Origin of the sequence: Nannocystis pusilla (genome assembly GCF_020073745.1) — a bacterium.
Classification (GTDB): Bacteria; Myxococcota_A; Polyangia; order Nannocystales; family Nannocystaceae; genus Nannocystis; species Nannocystis radixulma.
This window is the reverse complement of record NZ_JAIRAU010000056.1, coordinates 182667-208233: the sequence shown is the minus strand read 5'-3', so window position 1 is coordinate 208233 and position 25567 is coordinate 182667. Positions and strand designations below refer to the sequence as shown.

Annotated in this window: 21 protein-coding genes; 14 read left to right on the top strand and 7 right to left on the bottom strand. The window is 73.8% G+C overall.

Annotated features, from left to right (window positions below; all coding sequences use genetic code 11):
• Positions 1-147: 147 nt before the first annotated feature.
• From K7C98_RS38635 to K7C98_RS38625, 3 genes are read right to left on the bottom strand one after another with little or no spacing between them, the layout of a single operon-like run.
• Entirely contained in the window at positions 148-1593 is a 1446-nt protein-coding gene (locus tag K7C98_RS38635) for a pyridoxal phosphate-dependent decarboxylase family protein (protein WP_224196931.1), read from the bottom strand.
• A 46-nt stretch (positions 1594-1639) separates the two neighbouring features.
• A complete protein-coding gene (locus tag K7C98_RS38630) occupies positions 1640-2836 on the bottom strand; it encodes a hypothetical protein (RefSeq protein ID WP_224196930.1) in 1197 nt (398 codons plus the stop codon).
• A 42-nt stretch (positions 2837-2878) separates the two neighbouring features.
• A complete protein-coding gene (locus K7C98_RS38625) occupies positions 2879-3961 on the bottom strand; it encodes a hypothetical protein (RefSeq protein WP_224196929.1) in 1083 nt (360 codons plus the stop codon).
• 63 nt (positions 3962-4024) lie between these two features.
• Here K7C98_RS38625 and K7C98_RS38620 point away from each other — a divergent pair, with 63 nt between their 5' ends.
• From K7C98_RS38620 to eutB, 3 genes are all read left to right on the top strand, one after another.
• On the top strand, positions 4025-4702 hold the full coding sequence (locus K7C98_RS38620) for an SAM-dependent methyltransferase (RefSeq protein WP_224196928.1): 678 nt from the start codon (positions 4025-4027) through the stop codon (positions 4700-4702).
• A gap of 109 nt (positions 4703-4811) precedes the next feature.
• Positions 4812-5615 (top strand): crotonase/enoyl-CoA hydratase family protein, encoded by an 804-nt coding sequence (locus K7C98_RS38615; protein ID WP_224196927.1) that lies wholly within the window; start codon positions 4812-4814, stop codon positions 5613-5615.
• A 272-nt stretch (positions 5616-5887) separates the two neighbouring features.
• Positions 5888-8104, top strand: coding sequence for an ethanolamine ammonia-lyase subunit EutB (gene eutB / locus K7C98_RS38610; protein WP_224196926.1), 2217 nt, complete (start codon positions 5888-5890; stop codon positions 8102-8104).
• A gap of 52 nt (positions 8105-8156) precedes the next feature.
• Here eutB and K7C98_RS38605 read toward each other — a convergent pair whose 3' ends face one another.
• Both K7C98_RS38605 and K7C98_RS38600 read right to left on the bottom strand, forming a co-directional pair.
• Positions 8157-9401: a DNA polymerase IV gene (locus K7C98_RS38605; protein WP_224196925.1), complete on the bottom strand. Its 1245-nt coding sequence runs from the start codon at positions 9399-9401 to the stop codon at positions 8157-8159.
• 150 nt (positions 9402-9551) lie between these two features.
• Entirely contained in the window at positions 9552-10514 is a 963-nt protein-coding gene (locus K7C98_RS38600) for a YegS/Rv2252/BmrU family lipid kinase (RefSeq protein ID WP_224196924.1), read from the bottom strand.
• A gap of 133 nt (positions 10515-10647) precedes the next feature.
• On the opposite strand from K7C98_RS38600, the gene K7C98_RS38595 reads away from it, so the two are divergent.
• Together K7C98_RS38595 and K7C98_RS38590 are read left to right on the top strand one after the other, a co-directional pair.
• Positions 10648-11271: a hypothetical protein gene (locus tag K7C98_RS38595; protein ID WP_224196923.1), complete on the top strand. Its 624-nt coding sequence runs from the start codon at positions 10648-10650 to the stop codon at positions 11269-11271.
• 181 nt (positions 11272-11452) lie between these two features.
• A complete protein-coding gene (locus tag K7C98_RS38590) occupies positions 11453-13198 on the top strand; it encodes a sensor histidine kinase (protein ID WP_224196922.1) in 1746 nt (581 codons plus the stop codon).
• 132 nt (positions 13199-13330) lie between these two features.
• Here the strand turns inward: K7C98_RS38590 and K7C98_RS38585 are convergent, their stop codons facing one another.
• Positions 13331-14770, bottom strand: coding sequence for a hypothetical protein (locus K7C98_RS38585; protein WP_224196921.1), 1440 nt, complete (start codon positions 14768-14770; stop codon positions 13331-13333).
• A gap of 281 nt (positions 14771-15051) precedes the next feature.
• Here K7C98_RS38585 and K7C98_RS38580 point away from each other — a divergent pair, with 281 nt between their 5' ends.
• Genes K7C98_RS38580 through K7C98_RS38570 form a run of 3 tightly spaced genes read left to right on the top strand, consistent with a single transcriptional unit; the run spans position 15052 to position 17889 of the window.
• A complete protein-coding gene (locus K7C98_RS38580; protein WP_224196920.1) occupies positions 15052-16875 on the top strand; it encodes a CFI-box-CTERM domain-containing protein in 1824 nt (607 codons plus the stop codon).
• Positions 16865-17635: a hypothetical protein gene (locus K7C98_RS38575; protein WP_224196919.1), complete on the top strand. Its 771-nt coding sequence runs from the start codon at positions 16865-16867 to the stop codon at positions 17633-17635. Before K7C98_RS38580 ends, K7C98_RS38575 begins: the two co-directional genes overlap by 11 nt.
• Positions 17632-17889: a hypothetical protein gene (locus K7C98_RS38570; protein ID WP_224196918.1), complete on the top strand. Its 258-nt coding sequence runs from the start codon at positions 17632-17634 to the stop codon at positions 17887-17889. The genes K7C98_RS38575 and K7C98_RS38570 overlap by 4 nt, the downstream gene beginning before the upstream one ends.
• Positions 17890-18033: 144 nt before the next feature.
• On the opposite strand, the gene K7C98_RS38565 is transcribed toward K7C98_RS38570, so the two are convergent.
• A complete protein-coding gene (locus K7C98_RS38565; RefSeq protein WP_224196917.1) occupies positions 18034-18597 on the bottom strand; it encodes a hypothetical protein in 564 nt (187 codons plus the stop codon).
• A gap of 550 nt (positions 18598-19147) precedes the next feature.
• Here K7C98_RS38565 and K7C98_RS38560 point away from each other — a divergent pair.
• From K7C98_RS38560 to K7C98_RS38535, 6 genes are all read left to right on the top strand, one after another.
• Positions 19148-20335 (top strand): hypothetical protein, encoded by a 1188-nt coding sequence (locus K7C98_RS38560; RefSeq protein WP_224196916.1) that lies wholly within the window; start codon positions 19148-19150, stop codon positions 20333-20335.
• Between the two features lie 33 nt (positions 20336-20368).
• The gene (locus tag K7C98_RS38555) at positions 20369-21157 is read left to right on the top strand and encodes a hypothetical protein (protein ID WP_224196915.1); all 789 of its coding nucleotides are present in this window, start codon (positions 20369-20371) and stop codon (positions 21155-21157) included.
• The gene (locus K7C98_RS38550; RefSeq protein ID WP_224196914.1) at positions 21157-21576 is read left to right on the top strand and encodes a hypothetical protein; all 420 of its coding nucleotides are present in this window, start codon (positions 21157-21159) and stop codon (positions 21574-21576) included. The genes K7C98_RS38555 and K7C98_RS38550 overlap by 1 nt, the downstream gene beginning before the upstream one ends.
• A 79-nt stretch (positions 21577-21655) precedes the next feature.
• Positions 21656-22495 carry a hypothetical protein gene (locus K7C98_RS38545; RefSeq protein WP_224196913.1) on the top strand — a complete coding sequence of 280 codons (840 nt, stop codon included), beginning with the start codon at positions 21656-21658 and terminating at the stop codon, positions 22493-22495.
• Positions 22496-22634: 139 nt separating this feature from the next.
• A complete protein-coding gene (locus K7C98_RS44235; RefSeq protein ID WP_346660337.1) occupies positions 22635-24305 on the top strand; it encodes a serine/threonine-protein kinase in 1671 nt (556 codons plus the stop codon).
• Positions 24302-25567, top strand: coding sequence for a vitamin K epoxide reductase family protein (locus K7C98_RS38535; protein ID WP_224196912.1), 1266 nt, complete (start codon positions 24302-24304; stop codon positions 25565-25567). Before K7C98_RS44235 ends, K7C98_RS38535 begins: the two co-directional genes overlap by 4 nt.

The following is a 25567-nucleotide window of genomic DNA, read 5'->3' as shown; positions in this document are numbered from 1 at the left end:
GCCCCGCCGGCCCGCGCGAGGATGAAGATCCGGGGCGAAAAACCGCGTTCTGTGGCCTCGTGGGCGATCAAGGGCGCCGGGCGTGGTGCGATCGACCCGGGGATCGCCCGAAACTGCGGAGACTGCGCGAACGCGCCGAGCCCGCCCTCATCCACCGACCTCCGCAAGCGCCGCGCGAATGTCCGCGAGCGCCGCGTCGACGCGGTCGCGGTGGGTGCGGAACGACAGCACGCACACGCGCAGCACGAAGCGACCGCGCACCACCGTGCTCGTCAGGTACACCCGCCCGCGCCGGTTGATCGCCGCCAGCCAGCGACGGTTGTGCTCGTCGAGCGCGGGCCCCTCGGCGACGCCCGGCGGCGCGTGGCGGAACGCCAGCAACGACAACTGCGGCGGCGCCACCAGCTCGACCCCCGGCAGCTCGCGCAGCGCCGCCGCGCACGACTCCGCCAGGTCGAGCTTCTCGTCGAGCGCCCGCGCGAACACCTGCGCCCCGAGCAGCTTCAGCGGCAACCACACCCGCAGCCCGCGGAAGTCACGCGACAGCTCGGGCGACAGCTCGCAGTAGTCGACGAACTCCGGGTCTTCCTGCATCGGCGGCAGGTAGTCGGCGGGCGAGCCGTGGGCGCGGCGCAGCGCCGCCGGGTCGCGGGCCAGCAGGCAACCTGTCCCATAGGGCAGGAACATGCCCTTGTGCGGATCCAGCGTCACCGAGTCGGCGCGCTCGATCCCCGCCAGCGCCGCCCGCCCGCGCGCCGTCAGGCAGAAGAACCCGCCGTAGGCGGCGTCGACGTGCAGCCACACCCGCTCGCGCGCCGCCACGTCGGCCAGCGCCGCGAGGTCGTCGACCGCCCCGGTGTTGGTCGTGCCCGCGTGACCGACGATCATGCACGGCCGCAGCCCGCGGGCCCGGTCCTCGCCGATCGCCCGCGCCAGCGCCTCGACGTCGACGCGGAACCGCTCGTCGACCGCGACCTCGCGCACCTGATCGCGGCGGAACCCGGCCAGCCGCGCCGCCCGCTGCACCGAGTGGTGCGCCTGCTCCGACGTGTAGATCACCCCGTCGTCGAAGCGCTCGCCGAGCCGCTCCACGCGGGCCGTCACCACCGCCGAGAACGTCGCCAGCGACCCCCCCGTCGTCAAGAACCCGCCGCTGCCGGCCGGCAGACCGACGATCTCCGCCAACCAGCGGACCGCGTTGGTCTCGAGCTGCACCAGCCCCGGCGCCGCCTGCCACACCCCGACGTAGCGATTGGTCGCGTCCGCGATCAGGTCGGCCACCGCCGCCAGGAACAGCCCGCCGCCCGGGATGTAGGCCAGGTAGCCCGGCCCCGCGGTGTTGAAGCTGCACGGGACTGCCCGATCGAACAGGACCTCGAGGACATGTTCGAACGTACTCCCTTGCTCCGGCAGCCGCTCGCGCAGCTCGCGGGCCAGCGCCGCCCCGCCGGCCACGTCGCAGGCCGGCATCCGCGGCAGCGCCTCGATGTGCTCGCAGATCCGCGCCATCGCGGCCGCCACCAGCGCCTGCATCGCCGCCGTGTCGGGTTCGAGTTCGGGCGTCGGGAGGTCGGCGGTGGGCGTCGCGCGCACGCACCACGCCTACGCCAAGCCCGGGCAAAACACCAGCCGCCCCCGCTCACTGCGGCGGCTCGAACTGCTCGCACGCGAGGTCGATGCTGGAGGTCAGCGCCGTCTCGACCGCGCTCGGCACCGCCTGCGCCCCCGCGCACAGGTCGGCCGCGTGCCCGTTGGTCCCGAGCATGCCGACGAACTCCCACAGCCTGTCGGCGTGGAACACCCCGCAATCGAGCCCGTTGCAGCCGCACGAGCCCGGCTGGCCGCAGAAGTTGACCCCCGCGGCGACGTCGGGGTCGCCCGCGATCACGATCGCCGCCACCCCGTCGGCCTCGCCCAGCTTCACGTCGTCGACCAGCCGCTGCGTCAGCTCGGCCACCGGCGTCGGCGGCGTGCCGCAGCCGATCCCACAGTTGTTGCCGCCGACCTGGTCGTAGGCCCCGTAGTCGTCGACGTCGGTCACCAGCACCAGCACCAGCAGCGCGTCCTCGCGGACGAACCCGCTGGCGTCGCCGTCGAGCAGGTCGACCGCGCTCGTCAGCACGTGCTCGCAGCCGACCTCGGCCTCGAACACGTTGTTGCCGAAGCCCGACACCGCGCACGAGAACGCCTGGGCCACCTCCATCGGCGTGTGCCCGACCGAGCTCACCCACGGGTCCGGCTCCTGCCAGCAGCCCGGCGTGATGAAGCCGTCGTCGTTGTCGGTGGTCACCGCGATCCGGTAGTCGATGTCGCCGTCGCCCAGCATCGCCAGCGTGTCGACCACCTCGGTGAACGCGTTGATGGCCGCCAGCGCGCTGCGCTCCTCGTTCATCGAGCCCGAGCCGTCGAGCACGAACAGCATGTCGATCTTCGTGCAGCCCTGCGCCGGCGGCCCGCCCGTCGTGTCCATCCCGACGTCGAGCTTCGGCCCGCCGTTCGTCGTCGTCCCCGTCGTCGTCGGCTCGACCGCCGTCGTCGCCTCCGTCGTCGTCCCGCCGGTCGTCGTCCCGCTGGCCGACTCGCTGCCGCTCGTGGTCGGCGTCGAGCTGGTCGAAGTTTCCTGTCCCTCCGACCCTGTCCCCGAGGGCATACACACCCCGCCCTCGCAGGCCAGCCCGCCGTCGCAGCCGCCCCCCTGCGTGCACGGACAGCCCTGCCCGCCGACCGGGCACTCGCTCGTGGTCGCCGAGGCCATCGTCCCGCTGTCGCCGCAGGCGAGGCCGAGGAGGAGGGCGAAAGCGAACGCGGGGGCGACGGGGCGAGCAAGCCAGACCATGCCGTCACGCTATCAGGACCGCCCGGGCCGCGCGCGGCCTTCTCATGGTCCGGCGAACAGGGCCAGCGGGGCGCGCATCACCGCCTCGCGGCCGCGGTCGAGCCAGTACACGTGCTGCTCGTCGACCGCCACCCCGCACGGCTCGCCGCCGACCTGCACCTCCCGGTTCGCGCCATCCGGCCCGACCCGCGCCAGCGTCCCCGCGCGCCCGTTGGCCCAGTAGACCGAGCCGGCGGCGATCCCCAGGCTGCCGCGATCGCCGTACTCGGACAGCGCCGCGATCTCGACCGGCGGCCCCGCCTCCGCGATCCGCACGATCGCCGCCGTCGTCCGCACGACCAGCCCGCCCTCGACCGCCTGCGCGTCCATCGGCATGCCGCGGATCGCCCCCACCTGCGCGCGCTCGCCCGGCTGCGCGGCCGCGTACACCGCGTACGCCCCGCTCGCGTCCTCGGCCCACAGGACCCGCGCCCCCAGCGTCCCGATCGACCATCCAGCCCTGCCGCCGGCCGCGACCACGCTCGCCGCACCGGTCCGGCGATCGATCGCGTGGATCCCCTTCGTCGAGCCGAACCGCTCCGCCACCAGGATCCGTCCCGGCTCGACGGCGTGGTCGACGATCTGCAGCCCCTTCGGCCCCAACGTCTCCGGCGTCCCGCCCGACTTCGCCACCGTCCACAGCGCCGACGAGCAGTAGCCGATCCAGAACAGCGACGTCGCGTCGGCCGCGAGCGACCACGGCCACTCGCTCGTGCGCGCCACCACCTCTTCCGGTCCGCCGGCGACGGGCACCCGCATCACGGCGCCGCGGGTGCGCGCGCAGTCGAGGGTCGCCCCGCACGCGCCGGCCTGCTCCGCGCGCGCCGCCTTCTTCGTACCTGTCTCTTCGGCCATACTCTGGACCAGCCAGTACAGGTGCCGGCCGTCGTGCACGAGGTTGCAGGACGAGCCCGGCGAGTACGACGCCAGCCGCACCGGCGTGAGCCCGTCGAGCGCGGCGCTCGGCGGGCTCGCCGGCGCCGCGGTCGTCGGCGGCGCGGTCGTCGGCGGCTCCGCTCCTGCGTGCCGCGTGCAGCCCGACCCCACCCACCACAAGCTCGCGAGGATCGCCGCCTTCGTCGTCATGGCCTGTGAGATCGCATACCACGGCGGTCCGGCGCCGGCGCGATCTTCCTCTATCCTTCGCCGGTGTCCGACACCTCTCCCCGGCGCGAAGTCGTGCACGGCGACGCCGTCGCCTGGCTCGCCGAGCGACCTGGCCTTGTGGACAGCTCCGTGATCGCCACCATGCCCGACGTGAGCGAGCTCGGCGTCAGCCTCGAGCGCTGGCGCGAGTTCTTCCTCGTCGCCGCGCGGGCGGTCCTGCTCGCCGTCCCCGACGACGGCCTCGGGATCTTCATCCAGACCGACAACAAGCACGAGGGTCGCTGGGTGTCGAAGGCCGGGCTGGTGCTGCGGGTCGCCGACGAGCTCGAGGTCCCGCTCCTCTTCCACAAGATCGTCTGCCGTCGCCCGCCCGGCAGCCTGATCCACGGCCGTCCCGGCTACTCGCACATCCTCGCGTTCTCTCGCCGCGCGCGCGACGACGCCGCCCACCCCACGCCCGACGTCTTGCCCGACCTCGGCGTCCTGCCGTGGAGCCACAGCATCGGCACGCGCGCCGCCGAGGCGGCCGTCGCCGCCGTGCGCCGCCTGTCGCCCGTCACCACCCGGATCGTCGTCCCGTTCTGCGGCATCGGCACGATCCTCGCCGTCGCCAACGCCCACGGCTTCGACGCCCTCGGCATCGAGCGCAACCGCAAGCGCGCCGAGGCGGCGCGCAGCTTCACCCTCGAGCCGGACGTCCCCGCCCCGGTCTCGTCATGAGACCTGCCTCTCGGGTCAGGCTCCCGCGGCGGATCGTCCCGTTCTGCGTCGCAATCCGCCGGCTCGCGCATGGGCGCGCCTGAGCCCGCGATCGGATACACTCGCGCGCATGAGCGAGAGCCAGCCGCGCGTGATCGTCTCCGTCGACGCCGGGGTCGCCGAAGTCCGCCTCAATCGTCCCGACAAGCGCAACGGCCTCGACCTCGCCATGTTCGAGGCGCTGGTCGCCGCCGGCCGCGAGGTCGCCGCCGACCCGCGCGTGCGCGCCGTCGTCCTCCACGGCGAGGGCAAGGCCTTCTGCGCCGGCCTCGACTGGAGCGCCTTCCTCGCCGCGCCGGAGGTCGGCCACAAGCTGCTCGATCGCGGCGAGGCCTCGCCGGCCAACCTCGCCCAGCTCGCTTGCTGGATCTGGTCCGAAGTACAGGTCCCGGTGATCGCCGCGATCCACGGCGCCGCGCTCGGCGGCGGCCTCCAGCTCGCGCTCGCCTGCGACATCCGGATCGCCGCTCCCGACGCCCAGCTCGCCGTCATGGAGCTCAAGTACGGCCTCATCCCCGACATGAGCATCTCCAAGACCTTGCTGCGGCTCGTCCGCTCCGACGTCGCCCGCGAGCTGATCTACACCGCGCGGGTCGTCGGCGGCGACGAGGCCGCCCGCCTCGGCCTCGTCACCCGCGTCGAGGCCGACCCCCTCGCCGCCGCCCGTGAGCTCGCGCGCACGATCGCCGCCCAGTCGCCCCAGGCCGTCCGCGCCGCCAAGGCCCTGTGCAACGAGGCCCCCGAGCTCGACGTCGCCGCCGCGTTCCGCCGCGAGACCGACCTGCAGCTGACCCTGCTCGGCAGCGAGAACCAGATGGAGGCCGTCCGCGCCCACCTCGGCCGCCGCGCGCCCGTGTTCCGCGACCCCGAGTGAGCGCCGCCGGGCTCGCTCGCACATGTCCCCGAGGACACGCCAGCTCGGCGCGGCCCCTCGCCCCACATGTCTCGAAGGACACGTGCTCGATCGCCGCGCCGACATCACCTGTCCTCAAGGACATCTTCCGCTCGCGCCGGCCGTCCACTCGCGCGCGAGCGCCCCGCGCCGCTCGCGCGAAGTCGCGTCCTCGGCGCCTCCACGCCCCCGGGCGCCGCGTCGGCGCCCGGCGCTCGCCTCTCCGTGCGGACGCGTTATCGTCTCCTGCGATGATGCCCGCCGTCCGCGTCCACGACGTCCAGCCCGGCGACGACCTGTTCAGCTACCTCGCGCGCACCGGCGGCGACGAGGTGCGGCGGCGCCAGCTCATCGGCGCGGCCAACGAGTTCAAGGAGGGTGACGCCGCCCTCGGCCTGGCGGCGGCCGACCTGGCCTCGCGGACAGCCGCGCGCCGGCTCCTCGCCGCCACCGCCGTCGGCCGGCTCGCCGCCGCCCCGCTGTTCCGCGACGAGCTGTGGCACGCCCTCGCGGCCGGCCTCGACCCGCGCGCCGCGGCCCACGTCGCCGGCTGGTCGCTGGGACAGCTCAAGGCCTTCGTGCTCGGCGCCGACGAGGCCGAGGTCCAGGCGCTCCTGCCCGGCCTCGCCAGCGACGTCGTCGCCTGCCTCGTCAAGCTCATGAGTGACGCCGAGCTCGTCGCTCTCGGCGCGCGGCTGTTCCACCCGCTGCCCGGCAGCCGGCTCGGCGCGCGCGGCTACCTCGGCGCGCGGCTCCAGCCCAACAGCCCGACCGACCACCCCGACGATATCCGCTGGCAGGTGCTGGCCGGCTTCTCCTACGCCGTCGGCGACGTCGTCCTCGGCACCAACCCCGTGTCCTCCGACCCGCGCTCGGTGGCCGCCGTCGAGGCTGTCCTCTGGGACATCCTGGTCGGCTTCGGCCTGCAGGACACCCTCCCCCACTGCGTCCTCGCCCACATCGACGTCCAGGCCGAGGTCGAGGCCGCCGCGCCCGGCACCACCGGCATCTGGTTCCAGAGCATCGCCGGCTCCGACGACGCCAACGCCACCTTCGGCCTCGACCTCGCCGGCCTGCGCCGCCACGCCCGCGCCCGCACCGGCCGCTGGGGCCTGTACTTCGAGACAGGTCAGGGTGCCGACTTCACCAACGGCCACGGCAAGGGCGTCGACATGCTCGTGCACGAGGCGCGCAAGTACGGCCTCGCGCGCCTGCTCCGCGCCGACATCGCCGACGCCCGCCGCCGCCTCGGCCTCGATCCCTCTCCGTGGGTCCACGTCAACGACGTCGCCGGCTTCATCGGCCCCGAGGTGTTCCGCACCCGCGAGCAGCTGGTGCGCTGCTGCCTCGAGGACATCGCCATGGCCAAGCTGCACGGCCTGATGATCGGCCTCGACGTGTGCGCCACCCTGCACATGGACATCGGCCTCGACGACCTCGACTGGTGCCTCGACCGGATCGCCCCGGCCTGCCCGGGCTACCTCATGGCCCTGCCGACCAAGAACGACCCGATGCTCGGCTACCTCACCACCGCGTTCCAGGACCACGTGCGCCTGCGCGAGCGCTTCGGCACCCGCGTCGACGATCGCATGTGGGCGTTCTTCCGCGACCGCCTCGGCGTCGTCGACGAGCGCGGCCGGCCGACGCGACACTTCGGCGATCCGGTGTGGGTGCACCTGCAACTGTGCCGCGCCCGCGGCGACGCGCGCCCGGCCGACGTCATCGCCGGTGAGGGCCGCGCGGCCCTGGCGGCCGTGCGCGCCCGCGGCGTGGCGATCGGCGTGGGCCACGGCGACCGCCCGTGGGACCTCCCGCCCGCGCTCGACGCCGAGGTCCGCTCGCTCTACGCCGACGCCCGCGACAGCCTGCGCGCCGAGTGGCGCCCCGAGTTCGTCGCCCGGATCCCCGCCGCCCGCGTCCTCCGCACCCGCGCCCGCGACCGCGACGAGTACATGCTTCATCCCACGACCGGCGAGGCGCTCGAGCCGGCCGCGCTCGCGGCCCTGCATGTCCTCAAGGACAGCTGGTCGGGTCGTCACGACACCGTGCTGGTCGTGTCCGACGGCCTCAACGCCCGCGCGCTGATGGACGACGACCACCTGTTCCCCTTCCTCGACGTCCTCGCCCCCGAGCTGCGCGCCGCCGGCCTCGCGCTCGCGCCCGACGTGTTCGTGCTCGCGGGCGGCCGCGTGCGCGCCGGCTACGCCGTCGGCGCCGCCCTGTTCGCCGGCCTGCCCGGCCCGCGCCGCCTGATCCACGTCATCGGCGAGCGCCCCGGCTCCATGCACCACGCCTTCTCGGTCTACCTCACCGCCGCCCCCGGCGCGGCCTGGGCCGAACCCCGCGCGATCGACCACGACATCACCCGCGTGATCTCCGGCGTCGCCGACACCGCCTACTCGCCCGCCGCGGCCGCGCGCGAGGCGGTGGAGCTCCTTATAAAGATGTCTCGATCGACATGTTCTCAGTAGCATGTCCGTTCAGGCATGTCCTACGGACCACTCGCAGCTAGCAACGAATCGGTCAGCGGCGCCGCTTGGGCGGCTCGCTCGGGCGCGAGTGGGTGATCGCCCCCGTCGTCCCGGGGCGGCGCTCGCTGCCGGCCTCCGCCGGGAACAGCGCCTGGTGTCCGTGACGCTCGCGCACGGCCGACAGCACCGCCTGCAGCGCCGCGCTGCGCGGGGGAGGCTCGCTCGCCGGCGCGAGCAGGTCGAGCTGCTGCTGCTCGGCCTGCGGCGACTCGAACTGGCTGACGCTCACGCCGGTCAGCCGGAAGCCGCGCCCGTCGGTGTCGACGGCCTCGAGCAGGCGACAGGCCGCGCCGTGGATCTCGCGATGATCATCGGTCGCGCGCGGGAGGGTGCACTGGCGCGTCTCGGTGACGAATTCGCCGTCGCGGATCTTGAGGCACACGCAGCGGGCCCGCAGCCCCTGCGCGACCAGCCGGTCGGCGACCCGCGTCGCCTGCGACAGCAGGCAGCGGCGCAGCTCCGGCACGCCGACGACGTCGACCGCGTAGGTGTCCTCGTGCCCGAGCGACTTCGCCGCGCGGTCGGGCACCACCGCGCGCTCGTCGATCCCGAGGCTGAGCCGGTGCATGTGCAGCCCGTGCGCGCCGAACATCTCGACCAGCGCCGCCTCGCCGAACCGCCGCAGATCGCCCACGGTGGCGACGCCGCGGCGCGCCAGCTTCTCCTGCGTGCGCGGCCCGACGCCCCACAGCTCGCCGATCGGCAGCGTCGCCAGGAACTCGAGCTCGCTGCCGGCCGCGATCTCGGTCAGCCCGTTCGGCTTGTGCATGCCGCTGGCGATCTTCGCCAGGAACTTCACGCCCGCGATCCCGACCGAGCACGTCAGCGCGGTCTCGGCGAGCACCGCCGCCTGCAGCGCCTCCGCGGCCCGGCGCGGCGGCCCCCACAGCCGCTCGGTGCCGGCGAGGTCGATGAACGCCTCGTCGATCGACAGCCCCTCGACCAGCGGCGAGAAGCGCTCGAACACCGCGAACACCGCCCGCGACACCTCGGCGTACAGCTCGTGCCGCGGCGCGACCACCACCGCGTGCGGGCACAGGCGCAGCGCCACCGCCATCGGCTGGGCCGAGCGGCAGCCGAACTTGCGCGCCTCGTAGCTGGCCGCGGCCACCACCCCGCGCCGGCCCGCGCCCCCCACCAGCACCGGCAGGCCGCGCAGCCGCGGGTCCTCGCGCACCTCGACCGAGGCGAAGAACGCGTCCATGTCGACGTGCAGGATGGCCCGGGCGCCGCTCACGCGCCCCCAGCGTAGCGCGCCCTCGCCCGCGCGTCACCGCGCAGAACCGCGCGGCCCCGCGCCGGCCCCGCCGAACATGCCCCTTCAGACATTCTCTTCAAGACATGCTCCTTTGGACATGACCGATCGAACATGCCCGAAAGTGCCTGCTCAAACCGAATTCGGCTCGACCTCGAGCTCGGGCAGCCCGTCGAGCTTGCGCTCGCCGCCGGGCCCCGCGGGCGGGGCCGCCGGCACCAGCACGCGCAGGCTGCGGGGCACGCACTCGATCGTCACCGGCGTCTCGCCGACGTCCTCGCCGTCGATCAGGACGCGCTGGGCTGGTTCGGCGCGGACCGTGACGCGCCGGACCGGCAGGTAGCCGATGTCGTCGCGGCTGGCGGCGGCCTGCGTCAGGCTCGAGCGGTACAGGTGCAGCGCGGCGCCGAGGCCGGCGGTCAGGCCCTCGACCGCGATCAATGTGATGTCGAGTCGGCCGTCGTCGCCGCACACCGCCGTCGGGCCCTGGGCGACGATCGTGCGCGGCGGCGCCAGGTTGGCCACCGTCACGTTGGTCGCCTGACAGCGGATGACCTCGCTCTCGGTCTCGAGCTCGACGGAGAACGGCGCCAGCGCGGCCAGCTTCTGCAGGCCCGACACGAGGTAGGCGAGCAGGCCCCAGCGGTTCTTCGCCTCGCGCGACGTCTCGCCGATCGCGTCGGCGTGGAAGCCGACCGACGTGAACAACAGCACCGCGCGACCGGCCGCGCGGGCGGTGTCGATCGCGTACGGCTGGCCGCGGCAGGCGTTCTCGAGCGCGCCGGCGAGGTCGAGCGGGATCGCCAGCGCCCGCGCGAAGCTGTTCGACGTCCCGCGCGGGATCACGGCCAGCGGTACCGCCCCGCCGATCAGGCGCGACGCCACCAGCGACACCGTGCCGTCGCCGCCGGCCGCGATCACGACCGCGGGCGCGAGCGCCAGCGCCTCCGCGGCGCAGGCGTCGGCGTCGCGCGCCTCGCTGGTCTCGAGCAGCGTGAGCGTGTACGTCCGCTCGAGCGCGGCGACCACCTGCTGCAGCTCGTCGCCGGCAGCGCCGGCCAACGGGTTCCACACCAGCGCCGCGCGCGGCTTCACGACCGCCTCCCGGGCCGCGCGACGCCGCGAGCGGCCTGCGCAGGCCGCCCCTCGGATCGCCGACGATGCAGCAGGGGCGGCGCATTCGGGCCGACGGGGGTGATCACTCCGCCAGTGTGCCACGCTTCACGGCGTGAGCGGCGACCTCGACATCGACGCGCTCCTCGCCGAGCTCGGGCTGCGGGGCGGCGAAGCGCGCGATCTCGGGCGGGCCGCGCTCGAAGCCGCCGGCCTCACGCGTCCGGGCAAGCGCAACCTCGCGGCCGGCAAGCGCGCTCGCGTCGAGGAGGTGATCGCCGGGGAGTTCGTGCGCACCTGCTCGCGCGCCCACTGCCGCGCCGCCGCCGCGAACGACGGCCGGATCGTCGTCGACCTCGACGGCTCGGCCGCCCGGCTGTGCGAGTACTGCGGCGGCTCGACCAACCGCAGCGCGTGGGAGCGGGCGCTCGCCGCGATGGCGCGGCGCGACTGGCATCGCCTCGTCGTCGTCGGCGGCTCGCCGCCGCTGCACCACGAGCTGCGCGCGCTCGTCGGCGGGCGCATCGATCTCAGGCTCGTCGACGGCACCGCCCGGCGCACCGCCCACGACGCGGCGCACGACCTGGCGTGGGCCGACAGGATCGTCGTCTGGGGCGCCACCTTGCTCGACCACAAGGTCTCGCAGCTCTACACCGATCGCCGCTCGCCCAAGGTCGTCACCGTGGCCCGCCGCGGCCTCACGGCCCTCGCCGAGACGATCATCAAGACCGCCGAATGACGCGGGCCGCCCGCTGCGCCGCAGCGGTCGTTGCGCACCGAAGTCTGCGTGCGGGCGCGCCGGATCGGGGATCCTCCTGGCGACGGCGGCGCGAGGGGCCTGGCCGCCCGCGCATCGTGTGCGCCCCCGGCACGACCGGCGCCGACTTGTTGCATGCGCGACGAACGGCATCCTCCACTCGATGTCGGAGACCGCCGGCAACTCGATCGTCGCCACCTTGCTGCGACTCGGCGTGATGGGCAAGTCGGACTGGGACTTCGCGCTGCAGCAGGTGCTCGAGATCAGCTGCGACCTCATCGGTGTCGAGCGCGCCAGCTACTGGAGCTTCTGCGACGACCCGCCGGCGATCACCTGCGAGCTCGGCTACGTGCAGAGCAAGCGGCTCCTCGAGCGCGGCGTCGTCCTCACCGAGCAGGCCGCGCCGGCCTACTTCGAGCAGATCCGCACCGTCAACATCCTCGCCGTCCCCGACGTGCGCCGGGAGCCGCGCCTGCAGCCGCTGGCCGGCTACTTCGACACGCACGCGATCTACGGCCTGCTCGACGTCCCGGTGTTCTCGCAGGGCGGCCTCGCCGGCATCCTGTGCCACGAGGCCACCCACGCCCCGCGCGAGTGGAGCCCGCACGACACCGAGCTGGCGCTGACCCTGAGCCACACCCTCTCGACCTTGCTCGAGGCCCGCGCGCGCGACCACGCCGAGCGGTCCGAGCGGCGGGCCGCGTTCCTCGCCCAGGTCTCGGCCGCGCTGGCCGACACCCTCGACCCCGTGCGAGCCGGCGAGCTCGTGGTGCGCCGCGGGTTACCTGTCCTCGGGGACATATGTACATTGATCGGCTACGACGGCCGGCGGGCCTGGCGGATCGCCGCCGCCCACGTCGAGCCGGCCGGCCAGCGGCTCCTCGACGAGCTGTGCGCCCGCTACGGCGGCGACATCGACGGGCCCGGGCTCGCCGTCCAGGCGCTGCGCGAGCGCCAGTCGTTGCTGATGCAGATGGCCGACGAGCCGACCCTGCGCGAGGCCGGCCTCGCGCAGGGGCACATCGACCTCCTCGTCGCCCTGCGCGTGCGCAGCGTCCTCAGCGTCCTCGTCCGCTCGCGCGACGCCGTCACCGGCGTGCTCACCTTCGCCAGCCGCGACCGCAACTACGACCGCGAGGACATGCGGTTCGCCGAGGCCTACGCCCAGCAGGTCGGCACCCTGCTCGAGAACACGCGCCTCTACGCCCAGGCGCAGGCGGCCATCGCCGCGCGCGACGACTTTTTGAGCCTCGCCGGTCACGAGCTGCGCACCCCGCTGACCTCGCTGCAGCTCGCCGTCGAGCTCCTGAAGAAGTCGCTGTCGCCGCCGCCCCCGCCCGTGGCGCAGCGGGCGGTCGACACCATCGCGCGCCAGGCCACCCGGCTGTCGCGCCTCGCCGAGGTGATCGTCCTGGCGGCCAAGAACTGCGACGGCGACCTGCCGCTGCGGTTCGCCCGCCTCGACCTGGCCGCGCTCGTCGCCGAGGTCACGCGCGACTTCGGCGAGCTGTTCACCCGCTCCGGCTGCGACGTGCGCCTGCGGGCCGACCCCGAGGTCATGGTCGACGGCGACCAGACCGGCCTCGAGGTCGTCATCTCCAACCTGCTGGCCAACGCGCTCAAGTTCGGCAAGGGCGCCCCCGTCGAGATCACCGTGCGGCGCGACGACGACACCGCCCGCCTCGTCATCCACGACCACGGCATCGGCATCCCCCCCGAGCGGCTCGACAGCGTGTTCGAGCGCTACCACCGGGCCGTCTCGCCCACCAACTTCGGCGGGCTCGGCCTCGGCCTGCACATCACCGCCAGGATCGTCGAGGCCCACCGCGGCCGGATCCGCGTCGACAGCCGCCCCGGCGAGGGCGCCACCTTCATCGTCGAGCTCCCCGCCGTCGCCCCGCCCGCGTGAGCCGCGACCAGCCCGATCGGGCATGTCTAATCAAACATTATTTTTAGGACATTCTCGATCGAGCATGTCTCTTCAGACACTAGCGAGGGCTGCTCGAAATGGCCCGGTCGCGGCACCAGCGAGGGCCGGCGCTCACTCGCGCCCGAGCGGCGGCAGATCGCCGCACACCAGCTCCTCGGCGTAGAGGTAGCCGAAGAAGCGCGCGCGGCCGGACTCGGCGTCGGCGACCAGCACCGACATGGGCCTTGGGTCATGTCCCGAACGACATTGCGCGCGGGACAGCACGAACTCGCGCAGCGCGCGGGCCTCGGCGGCGATGGTCGGGTTGACCGACGCGGGGCCGGGGTCGAAGCGGGCCAGCTGGCGCATCGGCCCCGCGCCGGGCACGAACAGGTCGGCCGCCTCGACCCGCCAGGTCGCCTGCGGCGGCGCCAGCTCGGGGCTGGACAGCAGCTCGCCGACGCCGGCCAGGCGGTCGCGGGCCTCGAGCAGGTCGGGCGCGGCGAAGCGCCAGCGGCGGGGCGTGCAGATGTCCTCGAGGACAGCATGGACCTCGGCCACGGCGCCGAGGCGGTCGGCCAGGGTCGACCAGTCGCGGTCGAGCGCCGCGGTCGCGGCCTCGGCGGCGTCGAGGCCGAGCTGGCGCAGCTCGCCGGGGTAGTCGCGGCCGACCAGCATCGGGCAGCGGTCGGACAGCGCCAGCGCCGGCTCGGGCGCGGCCACCCGCGCGCCGCCGGCCGACAGCACCACGCGCGGCGCGACCTGGCAGCGCTCGGCCGACTTGCAGGCGACGTACGGCTGGAGGTGCTCCCAGTAGGCCCGGCCGCACTCGAACCTGGCCTTTGCGTCAGGTTCGCTCGGCGCCTGGCCGCCGGCGAACGGGCGCAGCTCGGCCTGGATCTCCGGCACGAACGCCGCCAGCTGGGCGCTGTAGAACTGCCACAGCAGCGCGTCGGCGTGGTTGAGGAAGCCCTCGAGCTGGGCCAGGCCCTGCTCCTGGCCCTCCGCCAGCGCGCGCACGGCCGGCTCGCAGCCGCCGACGCGCGCGGCCGGCAGCGCCCGCCAGGCCGTCAGGTCGAGCGCCGCCGCGTCGACGCTGACGATCGAGCTGGCGCTCGGGTCATGTCTTTGCAGCCATGTCTCTTGGAGCAGGATATCGCCGGAGCGGTAGCGCGGGCGCCCGGGGCCGGCCTCGCGCACGCCCGCCAGCGCCTCCGGGCGGGCCACGATCGCCGCCTGCTCGGCCTCGCGCACGCTCGTGATCTTCAGCCCCGGGCTCAGGGCCTGCAGCGCCGGGCCGAGGCGCGCGTCCCAGCCGGCCTGGCCCGGCCCGAGCAGCACCTCGACCGAGGGCGAGGCCGCCAGCGCGGCCGCCAGCGCCTCGGCGTCGCCGGCCGTCAACGTCGGCGGCGACCATGCGACCGCCAGGCTCGGCAGCTGAAGCCCGTGGCGCGGCGGAGGCGGCCCGCCGGGCAGCTGGCTGTGGCTGCCCGACGCGGGCACGGCCGGCCCGGTGCCGGGCCGCGGGCTGCAGGTCAGCGTCGCCACGCCCACCGCGATCGCCCCCAGCATCGGCCGGCGACGCCCGCCCGGCCGGGTGCAAGTGCGCGCCGCCTCGCGACCGCGGCGATGAGACGACCTGAGAACCACGACGCTCCTACTCTACGGTCCGTCCGCGCATGCAGCGGTGATCTGGCGCACTCGCGCCCGGACCGCCAGTTATCGGCCGAATTGAGGCGCAGCGGGCGACCTGCGCCACTTGCGCGAATCACCCCTGGGCGCAGTCGGCAGCCGCCCTGCGGGCCCGGGCCCCGGGCGGCCGGGCGAGCGGGTCGGCGTGATATGCTGCCGCCGTGACTGGCTTACGCAGTGTGGCCCTGTGGAGCGTCATCGCCTCGTTTGCCGGCGTCTTCGCGAGCGCGCGCGAGGCCGCCGCCGAGGAGCCGATCCTCGTCGAGTTCCACTACACCCCCGTGCCCGAGCTGCAGATCGCCATCTGGCTCGAAGACCAGGAGGGCAAGCACGTCCAGGACGTCCTGGTCACCCAGGCCACCGGCAAGTACGGCATCGGCAACCGCCCCGGCCTGTGGAACTTCGTCTCGAGCTGGCGCGCCCCGTACGGGCCGCGTCAGTCGGTGCTGCCGGTGTGGGCGCACCGCCGGGCCAAGACCTACCCGCGGATCATCTTCCTCGACGACAACCCGGCCGACCTCGAGTCGCTCGGCTGGCACGAGAACAGCAGCTCGGCCGAGAACTACTACTGCCGCCCGCTGACCGAGTCCGAGCACGAGACGATCGCGGTCGACACCAAGACTTGCCCGTCGCCGAAGGTGTTCCAGAGCGACAAGGGCCGCTTCGACCCCAAGGGCGCCGTCAGCTACTACCCGCCGCGCAACGACCTGGTGATGTTCGAGGCCAACGTCGACTCGGCCGACGCGATGACCTACGCCGCGCTCAACGACCTCGACGCGGTCACCGCGGCCACGCCGAGCGGCCTCGAGTCCGAGTTCGCGACCGTGCTGCTCGCGCCCGAGGTCCTGGCCAGGGGCCCGCTCAGCGCCTACATCGAGGTCAGCCTCGAGCGCGACGAGAACAGCCACTTCTCCTACGACCGCGAGGACGACCACTTCGTCGACCCGCGCCTGCAGAACTACGGCATCGAGTTCCTCGGCCAGCCCTCGATCGTCTACAAGGTCGACTTCGACCCGAAGCAGCGCGCCTTCGTCGGCACCACGCAGTACCACGGCTACGGCGACTGGGACGGCGCCACCGGCTCGATCCACCCGCCCGACGGCAAGATCAGCGAGGACGGGGGCAGCGGCGCCGACCGCCTCAAGGTCATGCAGAAGAACGGCGACACCTTCCGCTGGGGCGTGTTCTCGTACGGCAAGGACGACGGCGAGGGCAGCACCGGCGGCGACGGCGGGACCGACAGCGACGGCGGCACCGGCGGCGACAGCGAGTCGGACAGCAACGGCGGCACCGGCCTCAGCGGCGGCGACGACGGCGGCGACGACAGCGGCGGCGGCGGGTGGGGTCAGTGTCGGCCGCGGCCGTTGGCCCCGGTCGACGACCTCGCGCTCGCCGGCATGTCGTTCGACCGCGTCAGCGTCAGCTTCCGCATGCCCGACCAGAGCGACCCCGACTTCGCGCTCAAGGCGGTCCACGTCTATCACATCACCGGCGACATGGAGCTGACCGACGAGCTGCTCGGCGCGGCCCACCTCAAGAGCTTCAGCGCCGCCGAGCTGAGCGACGACTCCGGCCTCGTCTCGCTCGAGATCGGCGAGCTTTGGGGCGACTACACCTACCAGTTCGCGGTCGTGTACGAGGACAAGTGCACCAACCGCAGCCCGTTCGTCAGCGACGAGATCACGACCCAGGCGCAGGAGTTCCAGACCGTCGACAGCTTCTGCTTCGTCGCCACCGCCGCCTACGGCGCCCCGTGGGCCGCCCAGGTGGCCGCGCTGCGCACGTTCCGCGACGCCTACCTCAAGACCACCCCGACCGGCGTCGACCTGGTCCGCTTCTACTACGCCTACAGCCCGCCGCTGGCCCGCGTCATCCACCGCGAGCCGCTGCTCCGCGGCCTCGCGCGCGTCGTCCTCCAGCCGGTCGCCGACGCCGCCCAGCTGGCCAACCGCGCCTCCGCCCCGCCGCAGCACCATGGCGGCTGACCCGCTCGCCGCGGCCCTCGCCGCGCTCGCGCTGGCCGTGGCCGCGCCTGCTCCTTCGAACATGTCCCCGGCGCCAGGTCCATGGGAGCCTGTCCCTTACGACACGTCCCCGAAGCCAGCCGAGCCGCGGCCGCGCGGCCCCGACGACGGCCCCGCCGCGCCGGCGACCGGCGGCCCGGCGCACGGCCCTCCCCTCGGCCCGGGCGGCGACGGCAACGGGGCGCCCGCGGCCGCCCCGGCAGGGGGTCCTGCGCCGGCGGCGGCTGCCACTCCGGCGGCGCGCCCGGCCAACGGCGCCGGTCCGCGGGTCGAGCAGGCCGTGCCGCCGCAGCCGGGCGCGCCGGGGGTCCCGGTCGTCCCGCCCGATCGCAGCGCCGTCTCGGCCGGACCTGTCCCTGCGGACAGGCCGCTGCCGCCCGCCCCCGAGGCTGTCCCTGCGGACAGACTGCGCGAGGGGCCCGAGCCCGGGCCCGGCGGTCGGATATGCCACGGCTCCGGCTCGTGTCGCCGCCTCTTGATCCTCGGCGGCGTCGCCGGCGGCCTCGGCCTCGGCGCGATCGTCACCGGCGTCGCCTTGCTGGCCCGGCCGCTCGCCGTCGACGCCGACGATCCGACCTCGCTCGTCACCTACCGCCCCGCCGGGGCCGCGGTCCTGGCCGTCGGCGCCGGTCTGGCCGCCACCTGGCTCCTCACCCTGCTCGCCGCGCGCAAGGCCGGGCGGATCGCCCAGCGTCTGCGCGCGGCGGCACCTGTCCCATGAGACCTGTCGTTTTCATCCTGGCCTTTGCGGCGGGTGGCTGCCGGATCCCGAACCCCGACCACTGCGTCCACCGCGACGTCGACAGCGACGCCTGGTGCGCCGAGAACAGCCCCGCGCGCCCCTACTGCTCGCCGTGCGCCGCGGAGGCCCACGGCTGCGTGAAGACCCTCGCCGAGGTCGAGGCCTGCCCCGCCTACGAGCCCGACGACGGCACGGACAGCGACGGCGAGACCACGGCCGGCACCAGCGGCTGACGTCCCGCCACGCGCGTACACGACGACGCGGCGCAGCGCGAGAAGTTCGCGCGCGTGTTCGGGGCCTGACTGCGTATTTTCTGGTGAGTCGAGCCGAGCGGACGCGGCATGGGTCCCGCAGCGGCGTGCGGCGTGTGCTTCGCCTCAGCCGTCCGGGTTCAGGCACGCGCACGCGCCTTCGGCCGGGCTGCCCATCGGCGCGCCGAAGCACATCTCCCACGACTCGTCGGCCGGATCGCCGCAGTCGAACGACGTCAGCTCGATGCCGCCGCCTTCGACCTCGCGGAAGAAGCCGAAGCAGCCGGGCCCGCCCTCGTTGAAGCTGGCCAGCACGCAGACTCCGCCCTTCGGCTCGAGCGAGCAGGCCCCGCCGCCGTCGGGGAACGTCGGCACGAAGACCTCGCCCCAGCGGCAGCCGAGGCCCTGGTCCGGGTCCACCTCCGTCGCCATCGCGCACTCGGCCTCCGTCTGCGCGTCCGCGCAATTCTCGATGGTCCCGCCGGTGCTCGTCGGCGTCGCCTCCGTCGGCGTCGCCTCCGTCGTCGTCCCGGTCGTCGTCCCTGCGGTGGTCGGCGCATCCGAGGTGCCGGTGTCGGTCGAATCGGTCGTGTCGGTCGTGTCGGACTTGCCCGGCCCGCACGCGGCGAGCCAGGCGGCGACGACGGCGATCCACGTGGGAGGCGAGCGGAGAGACAAGTCAAGCGTCATGACGACACGATAGCATCGCGCGAGCGCCTGCGCCGCGGGCCCTTCGCCCGTCACATGTCCGCGAGGACAGCCTCTCTCGGCCCGAGCACGCAGCAAATGACCTGTCCGATCGGACATCTCGCTCCGTCTCTGCCAGCGGGCGCGAGCGACCTCGACCACCTCGTTCGGCCGGCGGGCGCGAGAGGATCCGCCGTCACATGTCGCGGTCCTCCTCACGCGGGCCCTCGGCTGCGAGCGGCTCCGGTCCGGCTCGCCTGCGCGCCTGCTGCTCGCGCGGCGGCCTCGTCGACGTCCGCGGCCCGCCCGCTGCGGGGCACTGGGCGGTGCGAAACCGTGGTATTGCGGTGCCGCGGGCCACATGGCGCCCGCCACGCGTCACCTGTCCTTTGGGACCTGCGCCCCTGCCCGCACCTGAAGGCCCGAACACCTGGTCTGCGGTGTCCGCGGGGGGTCGGCGCCGGATCAACGTTCACAGGCCCCCACATTTCGCGCGCGTGGGGCCGACCGGCCGCGTTTGCAGCGGCAGCGACCGGTGCGAGAATCCCCGGGCGTGGAGGCGCTGCTCATCGTCGTCGCCGAGCTCATGGCAGTGCCGCTGCTGGTCGCGGCGGCACTGTTGTTCGAGCTGGTCGGCGCGGCGCTGCTCGGGGCCGGATACCTCGTACTGTGGCGCGAACGGCAGCGGCCGACCCGCCTGTTGCGGTGGTGGCGACGCGTCGTGTGGACGCTGACGGGGGTCCTCGGCTTCGTGCTGACGACCCTCGTGTTCGTCGATCTGGTGCTGTACGAGCCCGGCCTGCGGCTGCTGCTCGACCAGGTCGAACGGACCAGCGGCGTCGACGTGTGCTTCGAGCGGGCGCGCGGCAACATCTTCACCGGCCACGTGCACCTCGAGGGTGTCACGATCCGCCACCGCAACGGCGCCGACCTCGCCCTCTCGATCGGCCGCCTCGACATCGACATCGCGATGCTGCGATTGCTCGAGCGCGAGGTCCCGATCACGCAGCTGCAACTCCACGGGGTGCGGGGTGCGATCGTTCGCAACCGGGCGCTCGGCGTCGGCCAGCCGGGCGGTCGCGGCTTCGTCATCGAGCGGCTGGTGGTCGACGACCTGGCGATCGACTTCGAGGATCTGGCGGCCGCCCCGACCACGCGGGTGTTGCCGCTGGCGCTCGAGCACCTCGAGATCACCCCGCTGCGCAGCGAGTACCCGCTCGTCGATGTCCTGTGTCACACGCGCGCCCGCGGCCGCGCCCGCGGCAACGCCTTCGTCGCCGAGCCGGGCAGCTGGAACGTGCGCGACGTCCCGCTCGCGCCGCAGGCGACGATCGGGCTCGGCGCCGTCGGCCGCTGGCTGCGCGACGGCAACGTCGACATCGGTGTCACGTGCGTCGAGCCCGAGGGCGACCCGCTGAAGCTGCGCGTCGACCTCGACCTGTCGGGCTTCCGCGTCTCGCCGCCGGCCGGCGACCGGCGCTCGGCGATCCAGCGGATCGCCGCCGCGTTTTCGCACCTGGGCACCAAGCTGCAGCTCCAGTTCGAGCTCGAGCTCGAGCAGAACCGCCTGCGCGGCGTCGCCTCGGCGGCGCAGGTCGGGCTGTGGGACCTCGGCGTGCATCAGTACAACCTGCAGCTCGGCCGCCGCCTCGGGCTGGACGCCGACGACATGAACCTGCTCGGTCTCGGCTCCAGAGCCCTCGACGCCGCCCACCAGCGGCTCCACGCGAGACAGCGTTGACCTGTCCCAAAGGTCGCGCGTAGGCTGGGCCTCATGCTTGGCCTACGCTTCAGCCGACTCGTACACGCCGCCATCGCCAGCGGCGCGCTGGTCCTCGGCGCCTGTCCGGCGGAACCCGGCGACACCGACAGCGACAGCGACACCGCCGCCACCGAGATGACCACGGACACCGACGGTCCCTTGCCGACCACCGGCCCGCCCGATCCGCCGCCGCCTCCGCCCGGCGACATCACGCCGCCGGGCCTGCAGGCGGTGACCATGATCGACCCGTTCACGCTGCAGCTCAGCTTCACCGAGCCGGTCGCGTCGGTCGAGACCGTCAACCCCAAGCGCTTCCGTCTGAGCCTCGCGCGCGGCTACTTCGGCACCTACGGCGGCCAGCCGGGCACCTACCTGCGCTCCCCGCAGTACTACAACTTCACCGAGTACTGCCCGCCCCCGCCGCCCGGCTGCTACTACGATCCGCAGCCATACTACTGCTATTACGGCGGCTGTTATTATCAGCAGACGCCGCCGATCGAGGTCGCCGATCTGTTCAATCACTACATCGATCCGACGCTGGTGGTGCTGTCGCTGACCACGCCGATCCAGCCGTCGCTGTGCAACATCCTCAACGCGCCCGAGGACCCGGTGTTCGACTTCGTGCTGCACCTCCACTACGCCAGCGGCGGCCTGTCGCAGATCACCGACCTGGCCGGCCTGCCGCTGCCGCCCCTGTCCGACGCGTGGGTCAAGAACGACAGCAACTACTACAATTATCCGAACAGCCCGCCGTTCAGCAACTTCAACCCGTTCCTGCCGATCCCCTGCACCCTGTTCTGATGCACCCCGCGCTGCACCCCGGCTCGCCGCCGCCGGCCGACGACCAGGACGTGGAATTCGTGCTGCGCGCCGTGCCGGAGCTGGCGTTCTTCCCCGAGGTCGCGGCCTGCGTGCCGGCGGTGCCGGCGACCGGGCACTGGCCGCCCGGGCGCGACGCGTTCGCCGGCCATGACCTCGACGACCTGCGCGCGCACGTATTGCAGGGACTGACGGCGCTGGGCGAGCGAGCCGAGCGCGAGCGCAGCGGCGGGCTGGCGTTCCTGGTCCGCACCCTCACCTATTTCCTGGTCGGCCCGGCCGCCTTGCCTGCGGTCGAGCACCCCCTGCTCGTCGCATTGTTGCTGCGTGGCGCCGCGCGAGCGCACGAGGGTGTCGATACGCCGCTCGAGATCGCCCGGGCGATGGATCGATGGGGCTGACCCGAGAGCCAGGTCGCGCCATGACGCGTCCACAGGCGCCGACCTCGGCGCGTTGAGACGGCCCGCGTACCCTCGGGCCATGCTTGGACTACGCTTCAGCCGGCTCGTGCACGCCGCCATCGCCAGCGGCGCGCTGGTCCTCGCCGCCTGCGGGAATGGCGGCAAGGGCGGCACCGACACCGACACCGATTCCGACAGCGACGCGACCTCGGCGACGGACACGGACGACCCGACCGGCTTCGATCCCGCGCCGCCGCTGCCGCCCGACCCGACCAATCCGCTGCCGCCGCCCGATCCGCCGCCGCCGCCGGTCGACGTGCCGCCCGCGCTGCTCGGCGCCAAGTTCCTCGACCCGTCGACCCTGCAGCTGAGCTTCACCGAGCCGCTCGCGCCGGTCGACGCCGTCAACCCCAAGCGCTTCCGCCTGAGCGTGGCCCAGGGCTACTACGGCAATTACGGCGGCCAGCCGAGCACGTTCCTCGCCGATCCGATGTTCTACAATTACACCACCGTGTGTCCGCCGCCCCAGCCCTGCTATTACGAGCCGCCCTACAACTATTATTATTGTTACTACGGCCCCTATTGCTACAACCAGAGCACCGGGCCGATCGAGCCGGTCGCCGTGCTGCCGCTGGAGGGCGACCCGACCTCGATCGTCCTCCCGCTGGGCGTCCCGATCCAGCCGTCGCTGTGCTCCACGCTCGACGTGTTCGAGGACCCCAACTTCAAGCGCGTGCTCCACCTGCACTACGCGGCCGGCGGCCTGTCGCAGATCACCGACCTCTCGGGCCAGGCCCTGCCGTCGCTCGGCGACGCGTGGGTGAAGTACGACGGCGATTTTTACAGCTACGAGGGCCCGGCGTTCGCGACGCTGAGCCCGTTCTTGCCGATCCCCTGCGACCTGTTCGACCTGCCGTGAGCGCCGGACGCCAGGCCTGCGAGCGCCGGCGAGCGCGGGACGGGCGGCCTGCACGAGCCACGAAGCCCGGTTCGCCGGCCGTCTCGCACCCGGAGTGGCCTATCTTTACGGGGGCCGGCGCGACCGCTAGCCTCGCGTCGTGAAGTTCACCGAGGAGGAGGCCGACGCGGCGGAGCGCACGGAGGCCCACGCGACCTCGGCGCTGCCGGAGCCGCCGCGGCCCGACACGCGCGTGGGCGTCCTCCTGGCCGACCGCTACCGGATCATGGAGCGCCTGGGCAAGGGCGGCATGGCGGCGGTGTACCGCGCGGTCGACCGCGAATCGGGGATGGAGTACGCGATCAAGTTCCTCGATCGACGCTTCACCGCCGACCCGGACATGGCGCGACGCTGTCAACGCGAGGCGCGGACGATGGCGGAGATCGAGAGCCGCCACGTGCCGCGCGCCTTCGTGGTCGGGACGACGCCGGAGAACGAGATCTACTTCGTGATGGAGTTCTTGCGCGGCCGCGACCTCGACCAGGTGCTGACGCGCGAGGGCCCGCTGCCGTGGCGCCGGGCCGCCGCGATCGGCGTGCAGCTGGGCGAGGCGCTGGCCGCTGCGCACGCGTGCAACATCATCCACCGCGACGTCAAGCCGTCGAATTGCTTCCTCGTCGAGGGCGGCGACCACGGCGACGACTTCGTCAAGTTGATCGACTTCGGCATCGCCAAGGACCTCGACGCCAGCGGCGAGCAGACCGGCCTCGGGATGGTGCTCGGGACGCCCGGCTACGTCGCTCCCGAGCTGCTGGCCGGCGAATCCCGGGCCTCGCCCGCGACCGACGTGTACGGGCTCGGCGTGACGATCTACAAGCTCATGACCGGGCGCCTGCCCTGGTCCGCGGGCAGCGGCTGCGACGTGACCTACGCGCAGATGCACGAGCCGCCGCGGCCGCTGCACGAGCACGTGCGCGGGTCGTTGCCGCCGACGATCGAGGCCGCGGTGATGCAGGCGTTCGAGCGCGACCCGTCGCGGCGGTTCCGCTCGGTCGCGGAGCTGATGGCGGCGCTGCGGCTGGCGCTGGAGGAGCCGCGCGCGGTGCCGCCGAGCGGCTCGGCGCTGCGCGAGGCTCCTGTCACCGTGGCGGAGGCGCAGCCGACCTGGCGGCGCGAGGCGGCATTGGCGGCAGCGATGGCGGCGGCGCTGTTCGGCGGGGCGTGGGCGCTGGCGCCGGAGAGCAAGCCGGGGCGCGGCGAGTCGGGCCGGGTGCCGGTGTCGGCGGTGCGTCCGCTGACGACGCCGGTGGTCGAGATCAAACCGGTGAGCGAGCCGGTGGTCGCGGCGGCACCCGTCGCAGCGGCGCCGACCGAGCCGCCGCTCGAGGTCGCCGCGGCGCCGCGCGAGGTCCTGCCCGCCGAGCCGCCCGTCGCCGACGCGCCGCCTCCGTCCCCGCCGGCAGAGCCGCCTGCGCCCGCGCGGCCGTTCCCGGCCGGCAAGGTGCAGGCGCAGCTCGATCAGCGGGTGACCGACCTGCGCGTGTGCGCCAGGCCGGGGTCCGACCGCCTGCACTTCACCCTGTTAGTCGAGCCCGACGGCTCGGTGCGCGAGGTGCAGGCGACCCCGGCGTCGTTCCGCCACTGCGTGGCCGATCAGCTCGACGGCGTGGTGTTCGCCGGCAGCGACGCCGGCGGCCGGCTGAAGTACACGTTCCGGGCCACCGATGCGGGCAATTCGGCGGCCAAGTCGACGCCGAAGCCGAGCGCCAAGAAGCCCGCGAAGGACGAGGCGCTGGACGACGACCTCCTGCCGGTGGGGCGCAGCAAGTGACCGCGCCGACCCTCGTCAGTCCGCCGCAGCCGGCCTCGCGCGCGCGCGCCGGGGCGTGGTTGACGCTCGCGTCCGGCCTCGTCGGCCTGGGCGTCAGTGTGTGGCTGCTCCGCCTCAAGTTCGGCGCCGACTTCTTGTGTGACGCCAGCGGCTGCACCGGCGGCGACGACGGGCCGGCCTGCGCCGAGGCGCTGGCGAGCCCGTGGTCGGAGGTGCTCGGGCTGCCGCTCGCCATCTGGTCGATCGGACATGTCGTCACGACCATGGCGCTGGCGACCGCGGTGCTGCGCGGCCGCGGGGCCCTGGCCGCCGTGGCCGCCCGCGCGCTGCTGCTGCTCGGGGGCTTCAGCGTCGCCGTGTCGCTGCTGCTCGGGGCTTACGCCTACACCCAGTTCGCGCACATGTGCCCGTTCTGCCTCGCGCTGTACGCCACGCTGGCGCTGGCGTTCGTCGGCGCGTGGTTGATGCACGGCCCCGCGGGGCCAGCCGAGCCTGGACGCAGGATCCACGGAGCGGTGCGCGCGTTGACCCTCTGGGTGGGGACCACCGGCGGCCTCGCGCTCGGCTATCAGCTCGCCGCGCGCCGGGCGAGCTGCCCACCCCCGCCGCCCGACCCGCCGCCGGTGGCCATGGCCGCCGCGATCGAGGCCCCGCGGACCGCCGTGATGTTGTTCGTCGATCCGACCTGCCCGCTGTGCCGGCGCGAGCTGCACTTCCTGCAGCAGTCGCTGCCGCGGCTGCGCGCGCACGGGGCCGAGCTGTGGGTGTACATGTTCCCGCGCGCCGGCTGCGACGAGCGCTTCTTGCCCGCGCACGAGTTCGTCGACGCGGGCGGTAAGCTGCAGACCCACGGCGAGGCGCGCAGCAACAACGCCTGCCTCGGCGCGCTGGCGGCCCTGTGCGCCGAGCGGCTGGCGCCGGGGCGCGGGCTCGAGGCCCTGTCGGCGCTGTTCGACCTGCAGGACACCGAGGCGCCGCGGTTCACGACCGACAAGATCGAGAAGACCCTCGGCGAGGTCGCCGACGTGCTCGGCCCCGGCGGCAAGCTGCGCACCTGCATCGACGGCGAGGACGCGGCCGCCGCCCTGGCGGCGCAGCAGCGCTACCTGCTGTCGTGGGTCAAGACGCGCGGCGGGCGAGTGAGCGTGCCGCAGGCGTTCGTGGTCCCGATCGTCGACGACTCGCTGCACCTGGACGAGGCCATGCCGGCCACCAGCGCCGGCAAGATCCTCAAGCTCATCGAGGCGCCCGGCTCGAATTGA

Bases quoted from the DNA above. Each gene is read 5' to 3' on its own strand.
- K7C98_RS38575 (WP_224196919.1), top strand. From the start codon at position 16,865: ATGGCGGCTGACCCGCTCGCCGCGGCCCTCGCCGCGCTCGCGCTGGCC.
- K7C98_RS38570 (WP_224196918.1), top strand. From the start codon at position 17,632: ATGAGACCTGTCGTTTTCATCCTGGCCTTTGCGGCGGGTGGCTGCCGG.
- K7C98_RS38625 (WP_224196929.1), bottom strand. From the start codon at position 3,961: ATGACGACGAAGGCGGCGATCCTCGCGAGCTTGTGGTGGGTGGGGTCG.
- K7C98_RS38545 (WP_224196913.1), top strand. From the start codon at position 21,656: ATGCTTGGACTACGCTTCAGCCGGCTCGTGCACGCCGCCATCGCCAGC.
- K7C98_RS38630 (WP_224196930.1), bottom strand. From the start codon at position 2,836: ATGGTCTGGCTTGCTCGCCCCGTCGCCCCCGCGTTCGCTTTCGCCCTC.
- K7C98_RS38550 (WP_224196914.1), top strand. From the start codon at position 21,157: ATGCACCCCGCGCTGCACCCCGGCTCGCCGCCGCCGGCCGACGACCAG.
- K7C98_RS38565 (WP_224196917.1), bottom strand. From the start codon at position 18,597: ATGACGCTTGACTTGTCTCTCCGCTCGCCTCCCACGTGGATCGCCGTC.
- K7C98_RS38615 (WP_224196927.1), top strand. From the start codon at position 4,812: ATGAGCGAGAGCCAGCCGCGCGTGATCGTCTCCGTCGACGCCGGGGTC.
- K7C98_RS38590 (WP_224196922.1), top strand. From the start codon at position 11,453: ATGTCGGAGACCGCCGGCAACTCGATCGTCGCCACCTTGCTGCGACTC.
- K7C98_RS38555 (WP_224196915.1), top strand. From the start codon at position 20,369: ATGCTTGGCCTACGCTTCAGCCGACTCGTACACGCCGCCATCGCCAGC.
- K7C98_RS38585 (WP_224196921.1), bottom strand. From the start codon at position 14,770: ATGCTGGGGGCGATCGCGGTGGGCGTGGCGACGCTGACCTGCAGCCCG.
- eutB (WP_224196926.1), top strand. From the start codon at position 5,888: ATGCCCGCCGTCCGCGTCCACGACGTCCAGCCCGGCGACGACCTGTTC.